This window comes from Ruegeria conchae, assembly GCF_000192475.1.
GTDB lineage: Bacteria > Pseudomonadota > Alphaproteobacteria > Rhodobacterales > Rhodobacteraceae > Ruegeria > Ruegeria conchae.
Genome location: NZ_AEYW01000006.1, coordinates 861,036 through 882,638, shown reverse-complemented (window position 1 = coordinate 882,638; position 21,603 = coordinate 861,036). Strand labels below are relative to the sequence as shown.

The window sequence follows — 21,603 nt, the reverse complement described above, 5'->3', positions numbered from 1 at the left end:
GCCCCGGCGTTTTTGCGTTATGGCAGAGCCATGAACATTAACGGTCTGAATTTCTGCGTTATTGGCGGCGGCATTGGCGGTATGGCGGCGGCACTGGCGTTGCGGCAACGTGGGGCCAAGGTCACGGTTATTGAGCAGGCTCCCGAATTGACCGAGGTTGGTGCTGGATTGCAAATCAGCGAAAACGGAATGGTAGTGCTGCGGGCCTTAAACGTCGTGGGCGAACCGCCTGAGGCTGGTTTAAAGTCCTACGGGACGTTACTCCGCGATTTTCGGGCTGGGCGATCTGTCAGTGAGATACCGGCTCCGGTCTCAGGTCCAACCTACTACTATCATCGTGCCGATTTGCTGGGTCTACTGCACAAGGCTGCCCTTCGCGAAGGTATCGAGTTTCGATTGGGTGCAAGGGTTGCACGGGTTTTCAAGCATCCTTCTGAAGCTGAGATTGTTCTGAAGGATGGCACCAGATTAAGCGCTGATTGTGCAATTGCTGCTGATGGCGGACGAAGCAAAATCCGTGCTGGATTGAATGGACCCGAGGCACCCAAGTTCACACATCAGGTTGCTTGGCGTGCAACGATCCCCTGGGCACGGCGCGACCGAAAGCCGTGTGCCGTGCTAACCATGGGACCAGGACGGCATGTCGTAACGTATCCTCTTCGCGACCATACTCTGATGAATGTCGTCGCGATTGAAGAGCGATCTGATTGGCGGGAAGAAGGCTGGCACCGGCGCGGCGACCCTGAGGATTTGCGAGCGCGGTTTTCTAGTTTTGGCGGACTAGTTGGGGACATTCTTGAGCAGGTTCAGGAACCAAATGTTTGGGCATTGTTCCTCCGGCCCGTCGCGGATCGCTGGCAGAACGGACGTGTTGCGCTGTTGGGGGATGCAGCCCATCCGACGTTGCCGTTTATGGCTCAAGGGGCTTGTCTTGCGCTGGAAGACGCTTGGGTATTGGTTCGGTCTTTTGATGAGCAGTCTGGCATACAAAAAGCCCTTGCTACGTACGAGACGTGCCGTCGCCCTCGCGCACGGCAAGTGGTTGCCGCCGCCGGAGCCAATGCGCGCAATTTCCACCTTCGCGGACCCATGAGGATGGCGGCTCAGGCCGCCTTGATGGCTATCGGTCCACGCTTGGCGCGGCGCTATGAATGGATCTACAGCTACGACGCGACGGCGTAAGCCATCAGAGATCGAGATCGACCCAAACCGGCACATGGTCCGAAGGTTTTTCGTGCCCACGAATCTCGAAGTCGATCCGACAATCGCGCATCAGATCTGCTGCCTGCGGAGTCAGAAGGAAGTGATCGATCCGAATCCCGTCGTTTCTGTTCCACGCACCGGCCTGATAGTCCCAGAACGAATAATGACCCGGACCATGCGTGCGAGCGCGGAAGGCTTCAGTAAAGCCCAAGTTCAAGATTTTTCGAAATGCAGCGCGACTTTCGGGCCGAAAAAGAGCGTCCTCGCGCCAGGCGTCGGGTCGTTTTGCGTCCTCGGCTTGCGGAATGATATTGTAGTCCCCGGCCATCAGCGCGGGCTCTTCAGTGGCCAGCAAATCACGCGCGCGTTCATAGAGACGCTCCATCCACGCAAGCTTGTAGTCATATTTCGGCCCCGGCACCGGATTGCCGTTAGGCAGATACAGCCCACAGATGCGAAGAGCTTTTTTACCGATGACAGTCGCTTCGATCCAACGGGCCTGTTCATCGTCGTCATCACCGGGAAGGCCTCGGGAGACATCCTCCAACGGCAGTTTCGAAAGGATTGCGACGCCGTTGAAACTCTTTTGCCCGTGTGTTTCCACGTTATATCCGCGTTCTTCGAATATCTCGCTTGGGAAATTCTCATCAATCGATTTGATTTCCTGCAGCAAAACGACATCCGGCTGCGCCTCATCCAACCAGCGCGGTAGCGCCTCGGCCCGAGCTTTTATCCCGTTGATGTTGAACGTGGCGATTTTCATGCGCGATCCTCCGGTGCCATCCGCAACCTATCGCGCAGATTGCACCTGACGGCAAGGAACAGAACGGGCTAGCGAGACTCTGCCTCGCGCTCCGAGGTATTTTGGGCCAGATAAAGAAACGGATTCTTAACCATACTTGAAAATAATGATTATGCGGTACAGGCGGAGGCGCCGATGACCGTGCCAGGTGAAGCTCTCTGGCCTTAACGGTCAGAGAGCGGATCCCACTTCGTCTGGCTAGAAATACCTTGGGGGTGTGGGGGCAAAGCCCCCACTTTGGCTACATTGAGAAAGATGTACCGCAGCCGCAGGAAGATGTGGCATTGGGGTTCTCGATAACAAAGCGCGCACCGATCAGTTCCTGTGTGAAATCGATCACTGCATTTTCCAGAAATGGCAGAGAGATCGAGTCGACGATAACCTTCTGGCCTTTGCCCTCTAAAACCAAATCGTCTTCCTTAGGCTTATCCAGCGCAATTTCGTATTGAAATCCTGAACATCCACCGCCCTCTACTGCGACGCGCAGGGCCTGGCCCTGATCTGCGGCGCCAATCTCGGCCAAGCGATCAAAGGCGCGTTCTGTAACTGTTGGGGGCAGATTCATGCCAGTCTCCAAAGGTTTATTTCCTTAGCATCGTACAATATATGAAACCTGAAGACAGGCGACAAGGACAACACCATTGGACAGAGCGGGTTTTGCCTCGGATCCGGGCCGCGCGCGGGGGCGGTTGGTGCCGGAAGAAGAGAGCAGCTTTCGTTCATGCTTTCAGCGTGACCGCGACAGGATCATTCATGCCAGTGCCTTTCGGAGGCTCAAGCACAAGACACAGGTCTTTGTTGAGCACGAAGGTGACAGCTATCGTACCCGTTTGACTCACTCAATCGAAGTTGCGCAGGTGGCGCGGACGATTGCTGGCGCTTTGGGATTGAACCCGGAGCTGACCGAAGCGGTCGCTCTGGCGCATGATCTTGGGCACACGCCTTTTGGTCATACGGGAGAGGATGCATTGCACGCGTTGATGAAGCCTTATGGCGGTTTTGACCACAACGCACAGGCCATTCGGATCGTAACCAAACTTGAGCGTCACTATGCCGAGTTCGACGGCTGCAATCTGACCTGGGAATGCCTGGAGGGCATCGCCAAGCATAACGGTCCCGTCGTAGGCGAATTGCCATGGGCGCTGGCCGAGTGCAATCAGGGCTATGACCTCGAACTCAACACACACGCAAGCGCCGAGGCGCAGGTGGCCGCGCTTTCAGATGACATAGCCTATAACAATCACGATCTGTTCGATGGGTTGCGCGCTGGTCTGTTCAGCGATGACGACATTCAGCAACTTCCCATCATCGATGCTTGTTTTGGAAAAGTCGATCGCAGATATCCGGGTCTGGACCCATACCGGCGTCGCCATGAAGCGCTGCGGCGGGTTTTCGGCGTGATGGTCTCGGATGTTATTGACACGTCGCGCGCGTTGATCGCTTCCTCAGGGGCGCAATCGGTCGAGGATATTCGGAATCTGGGCTATCCGGTCATTCAGTTCTCAGATGGGTTATGGGCTCAGCTCAAACAAATCCGGGCGTTTCTGTTTTCGCGTATGTATCGCGCACCCAGCGTTATGCAAGTGCGCATCAAGGTCAGCAAGGTCGTCGAAGAGCTCTTTCCGATTTATCTTGCCGACCCGAAGCAGATGCCTGGGCACTGGCACGGCGATATCGAGGCGGCGGCTGACGAAACGGCGTTGGCGCGGATCGTCTCGGATTATATCGCGGGTATGACGGACAGGTTTGCGCTGCAGGACCATGCCCGCCTGACCGGAGATCATTCAATCGCGATATAGGCAATGGCCCAAACTTGCTGGCTGGCCTGTATCTGGGCCAATTCTACGTCATCAGTTGGCGGAAAAACGATCATCGTGGGGCCATAGCCGCCGATTCCCATGGGCACGCCGTCCGCATGGGTGGCTACAATCGGTTGGTGTGCTTTGATGCTTTGCCAAGGGATTTCCGCTTGATAACCGTCCATTGCCATGGGCAGGGCGGATTTACCCTCTGCTCCGGCCAACTTCATTACTTCGGACAGCCGTGGGCCTGAAAAGATATAGTCGCGCTGGTTCTCTGGCGGGCCATAGGGGATAGTGATCTTGATCTGCTCCAATCCCTCCAGCATGGTTGCGTCGAACCCGGCTGCTCCTGCGTGCGTGACTTCGAGGTAACCGAACAGGCCACCGTCATTTTCTGTTCGTGCGGGCAGGTTGGTCTCATCGACGGCGCCACCCAGTGTCAGAATGACGTGACCATCGGGCGTCGATAGTTCGGCCCATGCGGGTATGGCGGCAGATAGAAGCAGGACTAAGGGCAGAGCGCGGTACATGGGGATCTCCGGGGCGTGTGTGGCGTCAGGCCCGAAACTACCCGGCCTGTGCGTTATGCCAAGTACAAACTAAGGGCGTCCATTGACCTTGCCGCGATGCGTGTTAAACCCCGCGACAAGTAAAAGGACATCCGAAATGAACCTGTTTTCCGAGATCCGCGGCCTTGTACTGGACGCGCTGGCGCAGATGCAGTCCGAAGGCGCGCTGCCAGAGGGATTGAGCTTTGACAACGTGGCGGTTGAGCCTCCGCGCGATGCAGCGCATGGCGACATGGCGACCAATGCGGCGATGGTGCTGGCGAAGCCGGCGAAGATGAAGCCGCGGGACATTGCGGATGTGCTGGCAGGCAAGCTGTCTGCAGACGACCGGATCACCAGCGCCGAGGTGGCGGGTCCGGGCTTTCTAAACCTGCGGCTTGCGCCTTCGGTCTGGCAGGGCGTGCTGGCTGCGGTGCTGGAAAAGGGCACCGATTATGGCCGTTCGACCATGGGGCATGGTCAGAAGGTCAACGTGGAGTATGTCTCGGCCAACCCGACTGGCCCGCTGCATGTGGGTCATACGCGGGGGGCTGTGTTCGGTGATGCGCTGGCAAGCCTGCTTGCCTATTCGGGCCATGATGTGACCCGCGAATACTACATTAACGACGGTGGCGCGCAGGTGGATGTGTTGGCGCGTTCGGCCTATGAGCGGTATCGCGAGGCGAATGGTCTAAGCCCAGAAATTGCCGAAGGTCTGTACCCTGGCGACTACCTGATCCCGATTGGCGAGGCGCTGAAAGAGAAATATGGTGACAGCCTGATCGACAAGCCGGAAAGCGAATGGCTGGAAGAGCTGCGCAACTTTGCCACCGACGCGATGATGGACCTGATCCGCGCCGACCTGAAGGCGCTGGGCGTCGAGATGGACGTGTTCTTCTCAGAGAAGTCGCTCTACGGCACGGGTCGGATTGAGGCGGCGCTGCAGTCTTTGACCGACAAGGGCCTGATCTACGAAGGCGTGCTTGAGCCGCCCAAGGGTAAAAAGCCTGAGGATTGGGAGCCGCGCGAACAGACCTTGTTCAAGTCGACCGAACACGGGGATGACGTCGATCGCCCGATCAAGAAGTCGGATGGCAGCTGGACCTATTTTGCCCCCGATATCGCCTATCACTACGACAAGGTGAGCCGCGGGTTTGACGCGTTGATCGATGTGTTCGGCGCGGACCACGGCGGCTATGTCAAACGGATGAAGGCGGCAGTGTCGGCTCTGTCTGATGGCAAGGTGCCGTTGGATATCAAGCTGACGCAACTGGTGAAGCTTTGGAAGAATGGCGAGCCGTTCAAGATGTCCAAACGGGCAGGGAACTTTGTCACCCTGCGCGATGTGGTCGATCAGGTCGGGCCGGATGTGACCCGTTTTGTGATGCTGACCCGCAAGAACGACGCGCCGCTGGATTTCGATTTCGACAAGGTGCTGGAACAAAGCCGCGAGAACCCGGTGTTCTACGTGCAATACGCCCATGCCCGCGTCATGAGTGTGCTGCGCCGCGCGGCCGAAGCCGGGATCGCGGCCGATGATCCGACCCTTAAAGGGGCCGATCTGGGCAAGATTGATCACGCCTCTGAGCTGACTGTTGCCAAGAAGCTAGCGGAGTGGCCACGGCTGGTGGAAATCGCTGCGCGCACCAACGAGCCACACCGGGTCGCATTCTATCTCTATGAATTGGCAGGGGATTTTCATGCGCTCTGGAACAAAGGCAATGACGAAACCCAACTGCGCTTTATCCAGGATGGCGATGTTGCCACAAGCCAATCGAAAATCGCATTGGCACGCGCTGTTTCTGTTGTGATTTCAGCGGGCTTGGGTATTCTTGGCGTTACCCCGGCGCAGGAGATGCGGTAAACAATATCGCCCGAACCGCCGGTACGAGGTAGGCAAGAAATGACCCGCGCGCCATCTTTGTAAGGCGCGAAACGGGCGGTGAGGCGGATATGGCACGTTACGATTACTCGGGGCAGAACAGCTCCGAGCAGATGCATTACTCGAATCAAACGCATTCTGCAGATGCGTATGACTATCCTGACGAAAGCTATGGCTATGACGATGCTCCGCGCGCAGGGGCTGGGCTTGGTCGAATTGTGAACGTGCTTGGCGCGGTTGCGTCACTTGCGCTGGTAGCAGGTGTTGGCGTCTGGGGCTACCAGCTGATCATGCGCGACGTTAGCGGTGTGCCGGTTGTGCGCGCCGCCGACGGGCCGATGCGCGTGCAACCCGAAAATCCCGGCGGTACGCCTGCGGATCACCAGGGGCTGGCGGTGAATGCGGTCGCCGCAGTTGGAACCGCTGCACCTCCGGCAGATCGGCTCATTCTGGCACCACGCCCTGTGTCGCTGACGGATGAAGACACACCGATGGCGACGCTTGAGGCGACGAATGCCGTACATGTGGTTGAAGAGCCCGCCACGGATCAGGCAGTCATGCAGGCTTTGGCCCAAGGGCTCGCCGCACCTGCGCCCGCGCAGGAGCAAGAGCAGGGTGTGCAGCTGGCGTCGCTGGTTACCCCCGAGGAAGAGCCCGCGATTGATCCGGCGGACTATGCCGCGCAACAGCCTGACCCGAAGATTGCAGCACTGCCCGGAGTGCGCCGTTCGCTACGTCCGCATGTGCGCCCAGCTCGTGCAACTCCCAGCACAATCTCGTCCAGCAGTGCAACCGAGGCCGCAATAAACGCGGCCGTAAAGGCTGCCGTTGGTTTGGATGTTGACCCGGATACGCTGGCCAAAGGCACGCGTCTGGCTCAGCTTGGGGCCTATGAAAGCGCCGACGTGGCGCAGGCGGAATGGGCGCGTTTGAACGGTCAGTTCAGTGAGTATATGGATGGAAAACAGCGCGTTATCCAGAAAACCTCAAGCGGGGGGCGCACCTTCTATCGCTTGCGGGTCATGGGGTTTGATGATCTGAGCGACTCACGCCAGTTCTGCGCCGCATTGGTTGCGCAGGGTGCAGACTGTATCCCGGTCGCCGTCCGGTGAGATTTGGCGCGGTTATCACCGATGCCGAAGGGCTGCGCCTGACGCCGGATGAGAAAGCATTATTCAAAGAGATGAACCCGTTCGGGTTCATTCTGTTTGCCCGCAACATTGAATCCGCCGACCAGACCCGCGCCTTATGCGAGGACTTCCGCGAGGCCGTTGGCCGAAATTGCCTGATCACCGTGGATCAGGAAGGCGGCCGCGTGCAACGCCTGCGCGCACCTTTGGCGCGTGAATGGATGCCTCCACTGGACCATGTCGCACGTGCTGGTAATCAGGCTGAGCGTGCGATGTATCTGCGCTATCGCCTGATTGCGGATGAACTGCTGGCTTTGGGCATCGACAGCAACTGCGCACCGATGGTCGATCTGGCACGTGAAGATACCCATGCGTTTCTTAAAAATCGCTGCTATGCGTCTGATCCAAAACAGGTTTCTGCGATAGGGCGAGCCGTTGCGATTGGCCATCTGGATGGTGGTGTGCTGCCGATTTTGAAGCACATGCCCGGCCATGGCTTATCAACGCTCGACAGTCATCTCGACCTGCCGCATGTAGACCTGTCTCTGGGAGCACTGGACGAGGCAGATTTTGCACCTTTCCGCGCGCTGAACGACTTGCCGATGGGGATGACGGCGCATCTGGTTTATGACCAGATTGACCCTCGGCCTGCGACGATCTCGGCTGGAATGATGACGCTGATCAGGGAGCGGATCGGTTTCGACGGTCTGATCATGACCGACGATATCACGATGAAGGCTTTGCAGGGCACGCCCTCTGATTTGGCCCGTCAGGCTTTGGACGCTGGGTGCGATGTGGCCTTGCATTGCAACGGGGCGTTTGAAGAACGCGCGCAGGTGCTCGAAGCCGCTGGAGAAATGACCGATGCGGCACAGGTCCGCGCAGATCGGGCGTTGGCCCGACGCCAGCCGCCACGGGAACTTGACATCCAAGCCGCCGAAGCGGAACTATCTGCCCTAATGGGCGGGCAGGTATATGCAGGATAACCTTTTCAGCGAAGACCCGGTCTCGGTCGCAGATCGGCTGGCCGCCGAGGCCTTGATTGTTGACGTCGACGGGTTTGAAGGCCCGCTGGACGTGCTGCTCACCTTGTCACGCACCCAAAAGGTGGATCTGCGCAAAATCTCGGTTTTGGCGCTGGCGCAGCAGTATCTGACCTTTGTCGAAAAGGCGCGGCAGCTGCGGATTGAGCTGGCGGCGGATTATCTAGTGATGGCGGCATGGCTGGCTTTTCTGAAATCCCGCCTGTTGCTGCCGCCTGACCCGGATGACGAAGGCCCCTCGGGTGAAGAACTGGCCGCACACCTCGCATTCCAGCTGGAACGCTTGCAGGCCATGCGCGATGCAGCCGCGCGTCTGATGGCACGCGATCAGCTGGGTCGTGACTTCTTCAAACGAGGGCAGGGCGAGGATGTCACCCGTATCCGCACCGTGACCTATTCTGCCACGCTGCTAGACCTTATGCAGGGCTATGCGCGCATCCGCACCCGAGACGAATTCCGACCCTTTGTGATGGACCGCGATGCTGTCTTCACGATGGAACAAGCACTGGAGCGTATGCGCCCGCTGATTGGTTTTGCCGGTGCTTGGACGGATATGGAGACCTATCTGCCCGAAGGTTGGGACGCCGATCCGGTGCGCCGCCGCTCGGCCACGGCTGCGACCTTTGCGGCCTCGCTGGAGCTGGTGAAAGAAGGACATATGGAGATGAAGCAAAGCGAGACATTTGCACCGATCCATTTGCGCAAGAGGACCGAAACACGTGACTGACGCCCCAGAAGAGACCGGCACTCTGTTTGAAGCGCCGCCATTGGCCGAACAGGAACGTATGGTCGAGGCCGTGTTGTTTGCCAGCGCCGAGCCGGTGACGATTGGTGATCTCGAAGCGCGGATGCCCCATGGCAGCAATGCTGCACAAGCAGTTGAATCGCTGCAAAAACGATACGAAGGGCGCGGTGTGCGCGTGGTGCGCGTGGGTGAGGCATGGGCAATCCGTACCGCACCCGACCTGGGTTTCCTGATGCAGAAAGAAACGGTTGAGACGCGCAAGCTGAGCCGGGCAGCCATCGAAACGCTGGCGATTGTTGCCTATCACCAACCCTGCACAAGGGCTGAGATTGAAGAAATCCGCGGCGTTTCCGTCTCGCGTGGCACCATCGATCAGCTTCTGGAGATGGAGTGGATTCGGCTGGGGCGCCGCCGCATGACGCCGGGCCGTCCAGTTACATTTGTGGTAACGCCCGAGTTTCTGGATCATTTCGGTCTGGAAAACGCCCGTGACCTTCCGGGTCTGAAAGAACTGCGCGCGGCGGGGCTGTTGGAAAACCGGCCGCCTCCAGGCACAGTGCCGTTGGGTGAAGGGCAGGATCAGGATGAAGACGAAGATCAGACCGAGCTGTTCGAGGAAGAGTGATCAAACAGCCCTTTTGTTGGCACAGAACATGCCTATTGTAGTGCGCGGGAAACGGAGTTGAACCAATGAATGCCAATCGGATCATTGACATGATCGTGCGTCAGGTTTTGCGCCGCCTTGTGAACCGCGGGGTCGACAAGGGTATTGATATGGCGCGCCGGGCCGGTCGCAAACCGGGTCCGTCAGAGACCCAAAATGATCCCGAAGCGAATCGTCAAATGCGCGATTCGGCTGGGCGCCAGAAGCAGAGCGCCAAGCAGATGAAACAGGTAACTCGGCAGATGCGCCGCTTCATGAAATTTTGATTGTTAGCCTACGGCCTTAAAATGCTTAGACAGCTTGAGGCCTTGCCCCTGATAGTTTGAGGCAATGCCCGCGCCATACAGCTGCGTCGGCATCTCAGCCATTTTCTCATATACCAAACGCCCGACGACCTGTCCGTGCTCCAACACAAAGGGCGCCTCGTGGCAGCGCACTTCCAACACGCCGCGCGATCCTGCGCCGCCCGCTTCGGCATGACCAAAGCCCGGGTCGAAGAAACCGGCGTAGTGCACCCGGAACTCGCCGACCATGGCCAGATAGGGGGCCATTTCGGCGGCATACATCGGTGGGATATGCACTGCTTCGCGGCTGACGAGAATGTAGAACGCGCCGGGGTCGAGGATGATGCGTCCGTCTTTGGTGCGCACCTCTTCCCAGTATTCCTGCGGGTCGTATTCGCCGATCCGGTCCAGATCGATCACCCCGGTGTGTGGTTTGGCGCGATAGCCAACTAGGTCGGTATCGGGTAGCTGCAGATCGACCGAGAATCCCAGACCGTCCTGAATCACGGCTGGGCCATCGACCAGCGGTGTCTGACTATGCAACGCGGACAGTTCGACGTCGCTCAGCACAGCCTGACCCTTGCGGAAACGGATCTGATTCAACCGCATTCCGGGGCGCACCAAAACCGAGAAAGAGCGCGGGCAGATCTCGGCATATAGAGGACCAGTATATCCAGCGGGGACCCGATCGAACTCGGTACCACCATCGGTGATAGTACGGGTCAGTAGGTCCAGTCGCCCGGTCGAGCTTTTGGCATTGGCCGCCGCACTGACTTCATCGGGGAGGGCGAGCGATTCCATAAGCGGCACCAGATAGACGCAGCCTTTTTCCAGAACCGCGCCTTCGGTGATGTCGATGCGGTGCATTTCAAACTCGGCCAGACGATCTGCAACAGACCGTCCTTCGCCTGCCAGAAATGAGGCGCGCACCCGGTAAGCTACTGTTCCTAAACGTAGATCAAGGCTGGCAGGCTGCACCTGCGCAGGGATGATGTTCGGGCTTGCAGTAATCTCACCACGCGCGATCATCGCCTCAAGCTGCTGGTTTGGGCAAACACCTGTCATCTCGATCCCCTCTGCTGCCAGAGCGGGATCTGGCCTATGTGCCATAAACGTCGGTGTGATTTGGTCGGGCTAGCAGGACTCGAACCTGCGACCTTCCGTCCCCCAGACGGACGCGCTACCAGGCTGCGCCATAGCCCGACGTTGAGGTGTTCATAAAGACTTTCCCGGCAGGGGCAAGAGGAAATCATCGCCTTTTTTGCTATCCCGCCGCCCGGTTTTCAACGCGATCCAGCCAACGGCGCAGGTCTTTCGCAATCGGTGCAATTTGGTGCAGAAGCTTGTCGTCATACTCTGCCCGGTTCCATGCCAATGATGCTATTCCACCCATAAGCGGAGCGGCGTCCATTGCATCAAGTTGCGGCTTGGGTTGGTCGCTAATGTCGGGTTTTATTGGTGCCGGAGCTTGGCCGGGTTCGCCGAGATCCATGTTAATCTGGTTCGCAGGCTGCCCCGAGGACGCTGTGGTAAATGGAACAACCGTGTCATCCGGGGGCGAAACGGGCGGGCTGTCATCCAGGCTCGGTGAATGTGAAGCAACGTGTGCAACGCCTTGTTCCCGCAGGATTCTCTGTACGCCTTTGATGGTGGTGCCATCCTCGTGCAGCAGTTTCTTGATGCCACCCAATAATCGCATATCATTCGGGCGGTAGTATCGCCGCCCACCGGCACGCTTTACCGGCTTTACCTGCGTAAACTTGCTTTCCCAAAAGCGCAGAACATGAGCCTGAACTCCTAGCCAGTCCGCAACTTCACTAATGGTGCGAAAGGCGTCGGGGGACTTACTCATAACCAAACTGTCCTGAACTTACTTGCGGTTCCCTGCAGCGACGCGATCCTTCATCAGGTGCGACGGGCGGAAAGTCAGCACGCGGCGCGGCTGGATCGGAACCTCTTCTCCGGTCTTGGGATTACGTCCGATGCGGGCGGTTTTGTCCCGAACGCTGAATGTACCGAAAGACGAAATCTTGACCTGTTCGCCACGCACCAACGCGTCGGACATGTGGTTCAGAACGCTTTCGACAAGCTGCGCACTTTCATTGCGTGACAGGCCGACCTCACGAAAGACGGCCTCGCTCAGATCCATTCGGGTCAGTGTTTTATCGCCCATACTTTTTCCCCTGTTGATGAGCGAGCATATGGCGATGCGAAATTCACTGTCAATATCAATGAATTGCAGGCGGCTTCGTAAGCCGGATTGCGCCCATCACCAGCGTAGGGCAACCGCACCCCATGCCAGACCGCCGCCGATCGCTTCAGTTACAATTAGATCACCGGTTTTGATCTGGCCGTTCTTCTTGCCCACCGACAAGGCCAAGGGAATCGACGCAGCGGAGGTGTTTCCATGATCCTGCACGGTGACAACGACATTTTCCATCGGCAGGCCCATCTTCTTGGCAGTGCCTTGAATAATGCGGATATTGGCCTGATGCGGCACAATCCAGTCGACATCGTCACTTGTCAGGCCTGCTCGCTCCAGCGCCACTTCGGCGGTTTTGGCCAGCTTCTCGACGGCATGGCGGAAGACCTGATTGCCCTGCATCCGTAAGTGGCCGGTTGATTGGGTCGAAACCCCGCCATCAACATAAAGCAGGTCTTTGTATCGCCCGTCCGAGTTCAGGTCGGTGGAAAGAATGCCGCGATCATCAGAAGTGCCTTGCCCATCCTGTAATTCCAGCACAAGTGCGCCTGCGCCATCGCCGAACAGCACACAGGTGGACCGGTCGGTCCAGTCCATGATTCGCGAAAATGTCTCGGCTCCGATCACCAGCACGCGCTTCGCTTGTCCAGACAGGATCAGAGCGTTGGCATTGCAAAGTGCAAAGACGAACCCTGCGCAGACGGCCTGCACATCAAACGCAAAGCCTTTGGTCATACCCAACCGCGCCTGCACCATAGTCGCAGTCGATGGAAAAGTCAGATCCGCCGTCGAGGTTGCCAGCACAATCGCGTCGATATCATCTGCCGTCAGTCCGGCATCGGCCAGCGCAGCCTCGGCCGCTTTGGTGGCCAGATCGGATGTGGTTTCGTCCTCGGCTGCGAAATGCCGCCGCTCGATACCGGACCGGGTGCGAATCCATTCGTCCGTCGTATCCAGCGTTTTTTCGAATTCGGCGTTTGGTACAACGCGCTCCGGCAAATAATGTCCGACACCTACAACAACTGAGCGGCCTGCCATGCTGGGGTACTGCCTTTTTTGTTATTATTCCGATTGAGACACGGAATGGGCCGCATCTTGTGCAAGTGCGGCAGTTGATGCAACCCGTGCCGCCAATTTTTCGGCAAAGCCGGATTCTGCCAATGTGAAAGCAAGTTTGACCGCAGCCGAAACTCCTGTCGCGTCTGCTCCGCCGTGGGATTTGACCACGGTTCCGTTAAGGCCAAGGAACACGCCACCGTTTACGCGACGCGGATCGATCCGCTTTTTAAGGCGGTTTAGCGATGTGATCGCCAGAATCGATGCCAAGCGGGACAGGGGTGAGTATTTGAATGCCTCGCGCAGTAGATCACCGATTAGGTTCGCAGTGCCTTCGCCGGTTTTGATCGCAACGTTGCCGGTAAAACCGTCTGTGACGATCACGTCAGCCTTATCGCCGGGGATATCACTGCCTTCGACAAAGCCCACGAACTCAAAATTCGCCTGATCGGCAAAGTCCGAGATCATGGCGTGCGCCTCTTTCAATTCGGCGCGGCCTTTGTGCTCTTCAGTTCCGACGTTCAGCAGGCCGATGCGGGGGCGGCTGAGCGCCATCCCGTTGCGCGCGTATGAAGCACCCATCAGAGCGTATTGCAGCAAATCCTTGGCATCGGCACGCACATCCGCGCCCACGTCCAGCATCACGTTAAAGCCATGCGGGTTACGCGAGGGCCATAAGATCGCAATAGCAGGGCGGTTCACGCCGGGCAGCTTGCGCAGCCGCAGCATCGACATTGCCATCAATGCGCCAGTGTTGCCGCAGGACACCGCGCCGTGCGCTTCGCCTGCGCGCACCGCTTCCAGCGCCGACCACATCGATGTGTTCTTGCCGCTGCGCACAACTTGGCTGGGTTTGTCTTCCATCGTGACGACGTCGGGGCAATCACGAAAAACGACGCGCCCATCAAGGACACGTCGTTTGGCAACCAGCTTGCGCAATTCCTGTTCCTGGCCGTGCAGGATGAACCCGATCTTCGGGTTCTTGTCCGCAGACTTGGCAATGCCCGCCACAACGACGGCAGGGCCCGAATCTCCGCCCATAGCGTCAACCGAGATGATGATCCGTCCGGTTTGCGTGGGCTGATCCGTCATGCCTTGGCCTGCGTCCAATCAGGCTTAGGCCGCGTCTTCGTCCAGGTCGATTTCGTCGGCCTGAGCGACGATTTCACGATCGTCATAGTGGCCGCAAGAGGCACAAACATGGTGCGGGCGCTTTAGCTCGCCGCAGTTCGGGCACTCGTTCGGGTTTGCAGCAACCAGAGCGTCGTGTGCGCGGCGGTTGTTGCGACGCGACTTGGAAACTTTGTTCTGTTGGACGGCCATGGTCTCAACCTTTGTCTGATATGGGCTGAAAGATTCGCTGTCAGCCGGGTTACGTACTTTGTTTTCTCGTGGTTTGACGCGCGTTTAAGGGGCTTGCCCCGCAATGTCCAACCCAAATTCCAATGAGCGCGCGAAAATACTGCGATTCTCGTCATGTTCAAGCGGTTTTTCTGGCCGCCTGCTATGACAGGAAATCCCTTGCCTGTCACTCGTCTTTTTTCAACGCATCCCGCAGGTCAGCCAGCCCCGCAAAGGGTTTGACATCCTCGTCGGTCATCGCTTGTTTTCCGGGCTCAGTATAGTCGGCTTGCTCAAGTTCGGCACCGTCCTTGCGGGGATATTGCGGCAACGCAAGTGATAACGCTTCGATCATAACCTGCGCCGGATCAATTTCAGCGCCCAATGGTTCGGTCTCGTCATCTTCTGGGATTTCGAATTCGGGCTCGTCCGGATCGGTCCAATCCGCCAGAAACACGCGAGTGACTGGCGTGTCGATCCGGGTTGTCACGGGTTCAAGCGTAACGACGCAGGGTTGGATCACCGTCGCACCAAGTTTACCTTTCAGAACCCAGTCACGTTTGCCCTGGGCGCTTAGCTGCCCGACAAAGCTCAACTTGCGCAGCCCCAGCAGGCCGAGCTCCCGTTTGATCGGTTCAAGCGTGTCGCTATCTGGGCGCAGTTCAAACGGGGTTGCAGCGTTCTGGGGCAGGTCAGCCACCCGCAATGATGTTTGGTTGCTCATAGTTGAGTCTTTCCTGTGTTGAACCGGAGCGCCGGTTTCTGTAATCGGATAGGGTCCGCAAGGGGCCATGGCAAGAGGGTGTCAATGTTGAAGGGTGTGAACAGGCTGAAACCAGCATCGAGAACGCTTGTCTTTGCTGTCTGTTTGGCAGTTGCAGGCGCGTGTTCGCCGATCTTCAAGAATCACGGCTATGTGCCGCCGACGGAGGATCTGGCCAAGATCAAGGTCGGCGTCGACACGCGTGAAAGCGTCGAAGAAACGATCGGTGCGCCAACGGCATCTGGCGTTGTACGGGATTCGGGTTATTACTACGTCGCGTCTCGAATTCGTCACTATGGACCGAAAAAGCCCGAGGTCGTTTCGCGCCAGTTGGTCGCAATCAGCTTCGACCAACGCGGTGTCGTCCGCAATATCGAGCGGTTTGGTCTGGAAGATGGCTATGTCATTGTCCTCGACCGCCGTGTGACCGATTCCAATGTTGAGGACAAAGGCTTCCTGCGTCAGCTTCTTGGTAATATCGGCAACTTCAATCCGGCGAACATTCCGGGGGTCAGTCAGTAACTAAGCTGTGTAGGGGCGGTGTGGCGGTCATATGACGGTCACATGCACTATATAAGTGTTTCAGATGATTGACCGGTCAGCCACCGCAGGAGGATGCGACCATGGCTGTTTTGTTGGAGAAGGGTCGTTATCAAGCGCGCTTAGCACAAACCGCGTGTGATGTGGCCGAGGCACAGAAGCTGCGGACGCTGGCCTTCGCGACCGAGGATCTGGATGGCGATGCTTTTGATGAGCACTGCAGCCACGTGCTGATCGAGGACATGAGCACCAATGGAGAGTTGGTATGCTGCTTCCGCATGCTGACGATGCAGGGCGGTGACGAAGTAGGGCGCAGTTATTCGGCTCAGTTCTATGACCTGTCGGCGCTGCGTGGCTTTACTGGGCCAATGGTCGAGATGGGTCGTTTCTGTATTCATCCTGACCGGCACGATCCGGATATCTTGCGTGTCGCCTGGGGGGCAATGACGGCATATGTCGACCAGAACGGGGTCGAGATGCTTTTTGGCTGCTCGTCCTTTGCGGGGACTGAGACGGTCGAGTATCTGGATGCTTTTGCCATGCTCAAAGACAAGCATTTGGCCCCAAAACGGTGGTTGCCAAGGGTCAAGGCGCCCGATGTTTTTCGGTTTGCCACACGGTTGCGTCGCAGACCAAATGCAAAACTGGCGATGCTGCGCATGCCGCCATTGCTGCGCACCTATCTGATGATGGGCGGCTGGGTCAGTGACCACGCGGTCGTGGATCGCCAGATGAACACGCTGCATGTGTTCACAGGGCTGGAAATCAGCGCAATTCCAGCTGCGCGCAAACGCCTGCTGCGGGCCGTGGCCGGGTGAGATGGGTATTATTCAAAAGGTCAAACAGGGGCGTTGACGCCTTGCCCCAGCCAGTTTAGCTGGCGGGCATGGCGAGAATTCCTTTGTTGCAGATGTCCGGTATCTCTCTGACCTTCGGGGGGGATCCGGTGTTTTCCGGTCTGGACCTTGTGATTCAGCCCGGTGATCGCGTTGCGCTGGTCGGACGTAATGGATCAGGTAAATCTACCCTGATGAAAGTAATGGCCGGATTGGTTGAGGCCGATCAGGGCGATATTGTCATCCCCCCGGGTAAATCTGTGGGTTACATGGAGCAGGATCCCGATATGCAGGGGTTCTCGACGCTTGGTGACTATGCCTCAAGCGGGTTGGAGCCCGGCGAGCTCTATAAGGTCGAACGCGCTGGCGAAGGCTTAAAATTCGATCCCGCCCGTCCGGTTGAAACTGCGTCTGGCGGGGAAAGACGGCGGGCGGCATTGGCAAAGCTAATGGCCGAGGCACCAGATCTGATGCTGCTGGACGAGCCAACGAACCATTTGGATATCGAAGCGATCGCATGGCTTGAACGTGAGTTGGGATCGACCCGTGCGGCTTACGTTCTGATTTCGCATGACCGGGCCTTCCTGCGTGCATTGACCCGCGCGACTCTGTGGATTGATCGCGGCGATGTACGGCGGCAGGAGCAGGGGTTTGAGGCTTTTGAAAGCTGGCGCGACAAGGTCTGGGAAGAAGAAGATCAACAGCGCCACAAGTTGAACCGCTTGATCAAGTCCGAGGCGCGATGGGCTGTTGAAGGTATCAGCGCGCGCCGTAAGCGCAATCAGGGCCGGGTGCGGGCGCTGCAGGCATTGCGAGCCGAGCGGGCAGCGCAGATCAAACGTCAGGGTTCTGCCGCTATGGCTTTGGAATCTGGTCCAAAATCCGGGCGTAAGGTCATCGAAGCCACTGGCGTTTCAAAGGCATTTGGATCTCAGCAGATCGTGCGCAACTTTGATCTTCTGGTGCAGCGTGGTGACCGTGTGGCCCTTGTCGGCCCCAACGGTGTGGGTAAGACAACGCTGCTGAAAATGCTACTGGGTCAGGTCGATCCTGATGAAGGATCTGTGGTGCAGGGCACCAATCTTGAGATCGCTGTATTTGATCAGGCGCGTGCGCAGTTGGATCCGGAAATGAGCTTGTGGGACAGCTTGACCGGCGATCCTGAGATGCGGGTGTCTGGCAAGGCCGATCAGGTGATGGTGGGAGGGCAGCCCAAGCATGTGGTGGGCTATCTCAAAGAGTTTCTGTTCGATGACGCACAGGCAAGAGCGGCTGTTAAGTCCTTGTCTGGTGGGGAAAAAGCGCGGTTGTTGTTGGCCAAGCTGATGGCAAAATCTTCAAACCTTCTGGTGCTGGACGAACCTACGAATGATCTGGATGTTGAAACGCTGGATCTGCTGCAGGAACTGCTGGACGACTATGATGGCACTGTGTTGCTGGTCAGCCATGATCGGGATTTTCTGGATCGGGTTGCGACCACAACCATCGCGATGGAGGGCTATGGGCGCGCAACCGTTTACGCCGGAGGGTGGTCCGACTACATCGCGCAACGTGGAGAGATAGCTCAGAAAAAAGAAGATAAAACAAAATCTTCAAAGCCGAAGGTGAAGCAAGAGGCAAAGCCAAAACACGGCCTCTCGTTCTCGGAAAAGCACCGGCTAGAGAAGCTACCTGCCGAGATCGCGCGCCTTGAGGCCGAGATCGCCAAGCTTGAGGAACTGATGTCGGACCCCGAGCTGTTCACCCGCGAACCGGTCAAGTTTCAGAAAGCGACAGACGCCTTGGTCGAACGACAGGAAAAACTGTCAGCAGCCGAGGAAGAGTGGCTGATGCTGGAAGAAAAGGCTGAATCCGGTTGAGTCCGAGTTGAACACCGTCAAATGGGTAAATCCTCCGAGTTGTACAAAACCCGAGCTTCTGGATTGAACACGATTTATTAACCGCTTTGAGCCCTTTGCGGTCGATGCCAGTTTGGTCCCGGGTGTCAGGTTTAGCACATTTCTCTAACTCGTAACAGAAACGCTAATTTGCGGGCTCCCGTTTCAAAAATGAAGTTCAGGCAGGCGCACCTTGTGGCGCCAAAATTGTCATACCTGTCTTTTCGGCCACCGCCATAATGGCCGGAATGTCGGGTGGTCCGTCAGGAGCGGGAATGTCTGTGGTGCCGTCTGGCATTGCTTCACCCGCTTCGGTGAAGAATGTATCGTGCATTGCTCCTGGCGCATTGACGCATAACAGGCGACCTGGGCTTTGCCCAATACAGGTAAACGCATGCACGGCGCCGTCCGGGACTTTCACGAAATCACCGATGCTTACCTTACTCGTTTCGCCGTTCAGGAAAAATTCAAATTCTCCTTCGAGCACATAGAAACTCTCGTCTTCGCCAGCATGATGATTGAGAGGCGCACCCGCTCCCGGGGCGGTCTTTATTTCGACGATGGTACAGCGATCTCCGGTTTCAGCAGGAAACGCGTGAAACGTCAGAAGATTACCAAGTAGGTGATATGTGCGTGGACGAGACTCTGTCATTTCAACGGCTCCCTTTACTTCGATGAATGCATCATTATGATACATATATCTACTCATGAGACAAGTGTATCATTAAGGAACGCGCGATTTGGCTCCTCGCACCAATCAAAAGAACAGAACAAGAGAGGCCTTGCTGTCGGCAGCACGTGAGCTTATGTCCGAAGGAGAAAACGTGACGCTTGCCAGAGTCGCAGAGCGAGCGAAAACTGGCCGCGCGACAGTGTACCGGTACTTCTCAGACCCCAATGTTTTGGCCTTGGATGCGACCCTCGACATAGAGGTGACTCCAACTGCAGGATTGCTGGAAGGACTTGAGGATGTGCGAAGCCGTGTGCACGCGGTGGCGCGCTACTATTTGGATTTCTCGCGCGAACATGAGGCTTACTTCCGTCAGTTTTTGGCTGAATCGCTAAAGGCATCACTTCAGGACGGTACTGTCAAAATGCGCGGCGCCAGAAGAGTGATAGCATTTGGCGAGGCCCTAGAACCTGTCCGCCGTTCGATGAAACGGAGTGATTACGAAGACTTGACTCTACGTTTGGCCATGACAACAGGCATGGAACAGTTTGTGATATTGGAAGACATTCTGCGAGTAGACCAGCAGAAAGGATACCGCTTGCAAGAAGGTCTCGTGGACGCTCTGCTTGATCAATACCTGCCGAATGTGTGAAACATACCAGCAAAGCAATCTTGGCTAAACGGACACTTTGTCCGCGAAGGTGACACCTCTAAAGAAAGCAAAACAGCTTCAATCAGGCGTAGAAGTGTTTGACACGGCTCATTGTTTTTCTGTGGTCCGGGCCTACGAAAAAGAAGAAGTGCAAGGTATTCGGCATATGGCTTGCGGTCATGCGTGAGGTCAGATCGCGCGGGCTGGGTTGCCGACAACGGTCGCCCTTGGTGGGACGTCTTTCGTGACGATACTGCCGGCGCCAATGATGGCGCGGTCTCCGATTGTGACGCCGGGCATGATGATTGCGCCACCGCCGATCCAGACATTCTCGCCAATTGTCACAGGGTGAGCGATTTCCAGACCTTGCGCGCGCAAGGCGGGGTCTTTCGCGTGTTCGGCGCAGTAGATCTGTACCGTGGGCCCAAGCATCGTATCATTGCCGATCCGCACCGGCGCGGTGTCGAGAACGACACAGCCAGCGTTCAGATAAACCCGATCACCCAGAGACAGGTTTATTCCGTAGGCACAATGGAATGGTGCCTCGACAAAGCAATCCTGACCGACATGGGCAAGAAGCGCCGCGAGTTCCGGAGCCAAATTGCCCCTTTCATCTGGCGGGCAAGTGTTATGGGCATGGACAGCACGGCGCGCGGTGGCACGCAACGCATCGAGTTCTGGATCAAGGCAGCGATACCAGTCGCCTGCCTCCATTTTCTGCCGCTCGGTCATGGCATTGATTTACCGCATCCGGAGGGCACCGTCGATGCGGATGACTTCTCCGTTAAGGTAACCCATCTCGACGATAAACCCGGCCAGCCGCCCGTATTCAAGGGGATCGCCAAGGCGGGCAGGGTTGGGGACGTCCGCTGCAAGTTGCTGCTGCACCTCTTCAGGCAGGCCAGCCAGCATGGGCGTCATGAAAATACCCGGTGCGATTGCCATCACGCGAATGCCAGAGGATGCCAGATCGCGTGCCATGGGCAGGGTCATGCCGACCACTCCGCCTTTCGAAGCCGCATAAGCGGCCTGACCCTTTTGCCCGTCAAAGGCGGCGATAGAGGCGGTGTTGATGATCACGCCGCGTGCGCCGTCCGGTTCGGGATCGTTCTTTGCCATTTCGGCAGCGGCAAGGCGTGAGACGTTGAAAGTGCCGACCAGATTGATGTCGATGGTTCGCTGGAAGGCGTCCAGGGGGTGGGGGCCGTCTTTGCCGACGGTTTTGGCTCCTATCGCGATCCCGGCGCAGTTCACGGCCGCGGTGATGCTACCCATCTTGTCCTTCGCCTGCGCAATGGCCGCAGCGACCGAGGCCTCATCCGCCACATCGGTCTGTGCAAAATACCCACTAATCTCGGCCGCGACCTGAGGGCCGCGCTCGGCATCACGATCAAGGATGGTGACCTGTGCGCCGCTCTCGGCAAAGTGACGGGCTGTGGCTTCACCCAGGCCGGACGCACCGCCGGTGATTACTGCAGCTGTGGTTGAGAGTTGCATGAAGGGCCTCTTCTTGATCTGAACACTTGTTCAGATAATCGCAAGCAAGGGGTGCTGTCCAGTCA

25 protein-coding genes and 1 tRNA gene are annotated in these 21,603 nt (G+C 57.4%); 12 read left to right on the top strand and 14 right to left on the bottom strand.

The features are described 5' to 3' along the window. Positions 1-30 precede the first annotated feature (30 nt). A complete protein-coding gene (locus G7G_RS0108935; protein ID WP_010440597.1) occupies positions 31-1,182 on the top strand; it encodes an FAD-dependent oxidoreductase in 1,152 nt (383 codons plus the stop codon). A gap of 4 nt (positions 1,183-1,186) precedes the next feature. On the opposite strand, the gene xth is transcribed toward G7G_RS0108935, so the two are convergent. Together xth and G7G_RS0108925 are read right to left on the bottom strand one after the other, a co-directional pair. Further along, positions 1,187-1,966 carry an exodeoxyribonuclease III gene (xth, locus tag G7G_RS0108930; RefSeq protein ID WP_010440595.1) on the bottom strand — a complete coding sequence of 260 codons (780 nt, stop codon included), beginning with the start codon at positions 1,964-1,966 and terminating at the stop codon, positions 1,187-1,189. Between the two features lie 280 nt (positions 1,967-2,246). Further along, positions 2,247-2,570 carry a HesB/IscA family protein gene (locus G7G_RS0108925; protein ID WP_010440593.1) on the bottom strand — a complete coding sequence of 108 codons (324 nt, stop codon included), beginning with the start codon at positions 2,568-2,570 and terminating at the stop codon, positions 2,247-2,249. A 76-nt stretch (positions 2,571-2,646) separates the two neighbouring features. On the opposite strand from G7G_RS0108925, the gene G7G_RS0108920 reads away from it, so the two are divergent. Continuing rightward, positions 2,647-3,804 carry a deoxyguanosinetriphosphate triphosphohydrolase gene (locus tag G7G_RS0108920; RefSeq protein WP_010440591.1) on the top strand — a complete coding sequence of 386 codons (1,158 nt, stop codon included), beginning with the start codon at positions 2,647-2,649 and terminating at the stop codon, positions 3,802-3,804. On the opposite strand, the gene G7G_RS0108915 is transcribed toward G7G_RS0108920, so the two are convergent. After that, positions 3,786-4,337, bottom strand: a complete 552-nt coding sequence (locus G7G_RS0108915; RefSeq protein WP_010440588.1) for a putative pterin-binding protein — start codon at positions 4,335-4,337, stop codon at positions 3,786-3,788. The genes G7G_RS0108920 and G7G_RS0108915 overlap by 19 nt on opposite strands. A 136-nt stretch (positions 4,338-4,473) precedes the next feature. Here G7G_RS0108915 and argS point away from each other — a divergent pair, with 136 nt between their 5' ends. From argS to G7G_RS0108885, 6 genes are all read left to right on the top strand, one after another. Then, positions 4,474-6,219 (top strand): arginine--tRNA ligase, encoded by a 1,746-nt coding sequence (argS, locus tag G7G_RS0108910; RefSeq protein WP_010440586.1) that lies wholly within the window; start codon positions 4,474-4,476, stop codon positions 6,217-6,219. Between the two features lie 89 nt (positions 6,220-6,308). Beyond that, a complete protein-coding gene (locus G7G_RS0108905) occupies positions 6,309-7,349 on the top strand; it encodes an SPOR domain-containing protein (protein WP_010440585.1) in 1,041 nt (346 codons plus the stop codon). Then, on the top strand, positions 7,346-8,353 hold the full coding sequence (gene nagZ / locus G7G_RS0108900; protein WP_010440583.1) for a beta-N-acetylhexosaminidase: 1,008 nt from the start codon (positions 7,346-7,348) through the stop codon (positions 8,351-8,353). Before G7G_RS0108905 ends, nagZ begins: the two co-directional genes overlap by 4 nt. Beyond that, a complete protein-coding gene (locus tag G7G_RS0108895; protein WP_010440582.1) occupies positions 8,343-9,137 on the top strand; it encodes a segregation and condensation protein A in 795 nt (264 codons plus the stop codon). Before nagZ ends, G7G_RS0108895 begins: the two co-directional genes overlap by 11 nt. Continuing rightward, positions 9,130-9,780 carry an SMC-Scp complex subunit ScpB gene (gene scpB / locus G7G_RS0108890; protein WP_010440580.1) on the top strand — a complete coding sequence of 217 codons (651 nt, stop codon included), beginning with the start codon at positions 9,130-9,132 and terminating at the stop codon, positions 9,778-9,780. The genes G7G_RS0108895 and scpB overlap by 8 nt, the downstream gene beginning before the upstream one ends. Before the next feature lie 65 nt (positions 9,781-9,845). Continuing rightward, positions 9,846-10,085 carry a hypothetical protein gene (locus tag G7G_RS0108885; protein ID WP_010440578.1) on the top strand — a complete coding sequence of 80 codons (240 nt, stop codon included), beginning with the start codon at positions 9,846-9,848 and terminating at the stop codon, positions 10,083-10,085. 3 nt (positions 10,086-10,088) lie between these two features. Here G7G_RS0108885 and G7G_RS0108880 read toward each other — a convergent pair whose 3' ends face one another. The 8 genes from G7G_RS0108880 to G7G_RS0108845 form a co-directional block, all read right to left on the bottom strand. Then, positions 10,089-11,168 (bottom strand): 2'-deoxycytidine 5'-triphosphate deaminase, encoded by a 1,080-nt coding sequence (locus tag G7G_RS0108880; RefSeq protein ID WP_010440577.1) that lies wholly within the window; start codon positions 11,166-11,168, stop codon positions 10,089-10,091. 61 nt (positions 11,169-11,229) lie between these two features. Continuing rightward, a tRNA-Pro gene (locus G7G_RS0108875) sits at positions 11,230-11,306 on the bottom strand. Between the two features lie 61 nt (positions 11,307-11,367). Then, positions 11,368-11,955 (bottom strand): MerR family transcriptional regulator, encoded by a 588-nt coding sequence (locus G7G_RS0108870; protein ID WP_010440574.1) that lies wholly within the window; start codon positions 11,953-11,955, stop codon positions 11,368-11,370. A gap of 18 nt (positions 11,956-11,973) precedes the next feature. Continuing rightward, the gene (gene ihfA / locus G7G_RS0108865) at positions 11,974-12,276 is read right to left on the bottom strand and encodes an integration host factor subunit alpha (protein ID WP_008755922.1); all 303 of its coding nucleotides are present in this window, start codon (positions 12,274-12,276) and stop codon (positions 11,974-11,976) included. Positions 12,277-12,372: 96 nt separating this feature from the next. After that, entirely contained in the window at positions 12,373-13,344 is a 972-nt protein-coding gene (locus G7G_RS0108860) for a beta-ketoacyl-ACP synthase III (RefSeq protein WP_010440569.1), read from the bottom strand. Positions 13,345-13,368: 24 nt separating this feature from the next. After that, a complete protein-coding gene (gene plsX / locus G7G_RS0108855; protein ID WP_010440567.1) occupies positions 13,369-14,454 on the bottom strand; it encodes a phosphate acyltransferase PlsX in 1,086 nt (361 codons plus the stop codon). 24 nt (positions 14,455-14,478) lie between these two features. Next, complete coding sequence (gene rpmF / locus G7G_RS0108850) at positions 14,479-14,685, bottom strand: 50S ribosomal protein L32 (protein WP_010440565.1); 207 nt, start codon at positions 14,683-14,685, stop codon at positions 14,479-14,481. A gap of 205 nt (positions 14,686-14,890) precedes the next feature. Continuing rightward, positions 14,891-15,427 carry a YceD family protein gene (locus G7G_RS0108845; protein WP_010440562.1) on the bottom strand — a complete coding sequence of 179 codons (537 nt, stop codon included), beginning with the start codon at positions 15,425-15,427 and terminating at the stop codon, positions 14,891-14,893. 84 nt (positions 15,428-15,511) lie between these two features. Between G7G_RS0108845 and G7G_RS0108840 the strand changes: the two genes are divergently transcribed. From G7G_RS0108840 to G7G_RS0108830, 3 genes are all read left to right on the top strand, one after another. Beyond that, positions 15,512-15,988 carry an outer membrane protein assembly factor BamE gene (locus G7G_RS0108840; RefSeq protein ID WP_010440559.1) on the top strand — a complete coding sequence of 159 codons (477 nt, stop codon included), beginning with the start codon at positions 15,512-15,514 and terminating at the stop codon, positions 15,986-15,988. A gap of 101 nt (positions 15,989-16,089) precedes the next feature. Then, positions 16,090-16,824, top strand: a complete 735-nt coding sequence (locus G7G_RS0108835) for a GNAT family N-acetyltransferase (protein WP_010440556.1) — start codon at positions 16,090-16,092, stop codon at positions 16,822-16,824. Between the two features lie 68 nt (positions 16,825-16,892). After that, positions 16,893-18,701, top strand: coding sequence for an ABC-F family ATP-binding cassette domain-containing protein (locus tag G7G_RS0108830; RefSeq protein ID WP_037320933.1), 1,809 nt, complete (start codon positions 16,893-16,895; stop codon positions 18,699-18,701). Between the two features lie 196 nt (positions 18,702-18,897). Here the strand turns inward: G7G_RS0108830 and G7G_RS0108825 are convergent, their stop codons facing one another. Then, a complete protein-coding gene (locus G7G_RS0108825) occupies positions 18,898-19,371 on the bottom strand; it encodes a cupin domain-containing protein (protein WP_037321051.1) in 474 nt (157 codons plus the stop codon). Positions 19,372-19,459: 88 nt separating this feature from the next. Here G7G_RS0108825 and G7G_RS23685 point away from each other — a divergent pair, with 88 nt between their 5' ends. Then, positions 19,460-20,041, top strand: a complete 582-nt coding sequence (locus G7G_RS23685) for a TetR/AcrR family transcriptional regulator (protein WP_310793653.1) — start codon at positions 19,460-19,462, stop codon at positions 20,039-20,041. 189 nt (positions 20,042-20,230) lie between these two features. On the opposite strand, the gene G7G_RS0108815 is transcribed toward G7G_RS23685, so the two are convergent. Next, the gene (locus G7G_RS0108815) at positions 20,231-20,773 is read right to left on the bottom strand and encodes a sugar O-acetyltransferase (protein WP_010440546.1); all 543 of its coding nucleotides are present in this window, start codon (positions 20,771-20,773) and stop codon (positions 20,231-20,233) included. 9 nt (positions 20,774-20,782) lie between these two features. After that, positions 20,783-21,538: an SDR family NAD(P)-dependent oxidoreductase gene (locus G7G_RS0108810; protein ID WP_010440544.1), complete on the bottom strand. Its 756-nt coding sequence runs from the start codon at positions 21,536-21,538 to the stop codon at positions 20,783-20,785. Positions 21,539-21,603: the final 65 nt, after the last annotated feature.